1 protein-coding gene is annotated in these 1,184 nt (G+C 64.1%); it reads right to left on the reverse strand.

Features of this window, described 5'->3' with window-relative positions; translation table 11 throughout:
* Positions 1-1,121, reverse strand: a protein-coding gene (locus ACFOES_RS21035; protein ID WP_377835691.1) for an IS3 family transposase whose coding sequence is annotated in 2 segments (ribosomal slippage) — positions 1-869 and positions 869-1,121 — 1,122 coding nt annotated over the 2 segments. Because the reading frame shifts where the segments join, the coding sequence is not laid out codon by codon here. This gene is flagged as partial in the annotation.
* Positions 1,122-1,184: the final 63 nt, after the last annotated feature.

Consider the following 1,184-nt stretch of genomic DNA (forward strand, 5'->3'; position numbering starts at 1 on the left):
CGCGGAGCTATCATCTCGCGTAGCGGGGCGGGCGATTGCGGTGGTCAGGCTCCGCGCGTAGTCAGCCGGGGTTTGGTAGTCCAGGGCGGAATGGGGGCGTTCCGTATTATAGTCAGCCGCCCAGGCGGCGATTACGACCCGAGCGTGGGCCAGGTTACGAAACATGGTCTCGTTGAGAAGTTCATCCCGCATCCGACCGTTGAAGCTCTCCACGAAACCGTTCTGCATCGGTTTGCCCGGCGCGATGTAATGCCATTCGATCCGGCGCTCGGAGCACCAGCGCAGGATGGCGTTCGAGGTTAGTTCCGTGCCGTTGTCGCTGACGATCATTTCTGGCTTTCCGCGGCGCTCGATCAGGGCCGTCAACTCCCGTGCGACGCGCCGCCCCGAGATCGAGGTGTCCGGGATCGCCGCGAGGCACTCACGGGTGACGTCGTCGACCACGTTGAGCACCCGGAAACGCTGACCGTTGGCGAACTGGTCGTGAACGAAATCAAGCGACCATCGCGCATTGGGTCGCGCCTCGACCAGGATCGGGGCTCGCGTCCCGATAGCCTTGCGCCGGGCCTTTCGCTTGCGCACCGTCAGCCCTTCCTCGCGGTAGAGCCGATAGATCCGGTTGATGCCGGAAGGCTCGCCCTCGCGCCGCAGCAGCACGAAGAGGCGCCGATAGCCGAACCGTCGGCGCTCGTTGGCCAGCTCCCGCAACCGCCCGCGCAGCACCGTGTCCGGCGCGCGCTGCGCCTGATAGCGAACCATCTTGCGATCCGCCCCGGCAACCCGGCACGCCCGCCGTTCCGAGAGCCCGAACCGGGCCTTCAGATGCGCGACCGCCTCGCGCTTTACGGCAGGCGTCACCACTTTTTTGAAACCAGCTCCTTCATCGCGGCGAGATCGAGCATCTGCTCGGCCAGCAGCTTCTTGAGCTTGGCGTTCTCATCCTCGAGCGTCTTCAGTCGCTTCGCCTCCGACACCGTCATGCCACCGAACTTGGCCTTCCAGTTGTAGAAAGTGCCTTCCGACATGCCGTGCTTGCGGCACAGGTCCGCGCACTTTGCGCCTGCCTCATGCTCGGCCAGGATGCCGATGATCTGCTCGTCCGTGAATCTCGTTCGCTTCATTGTCCGTCCTCAGGTTGGGCCGGACTCTAATCGACGGTGGAGGAAAAATCCCGTGGCAGGTCA

The sequence above is a fragment of the Acidimangrovimonas pyrenivorans genome (assembly GCF_042643245.1).
GTDB lineage: Bacteria > Pseudomonadota > Alphaproteobacteria > Rhodobacterales > Rhodobacteraceae > Acidimangrovimonas > Acidimangrovimonas pyrenivorans.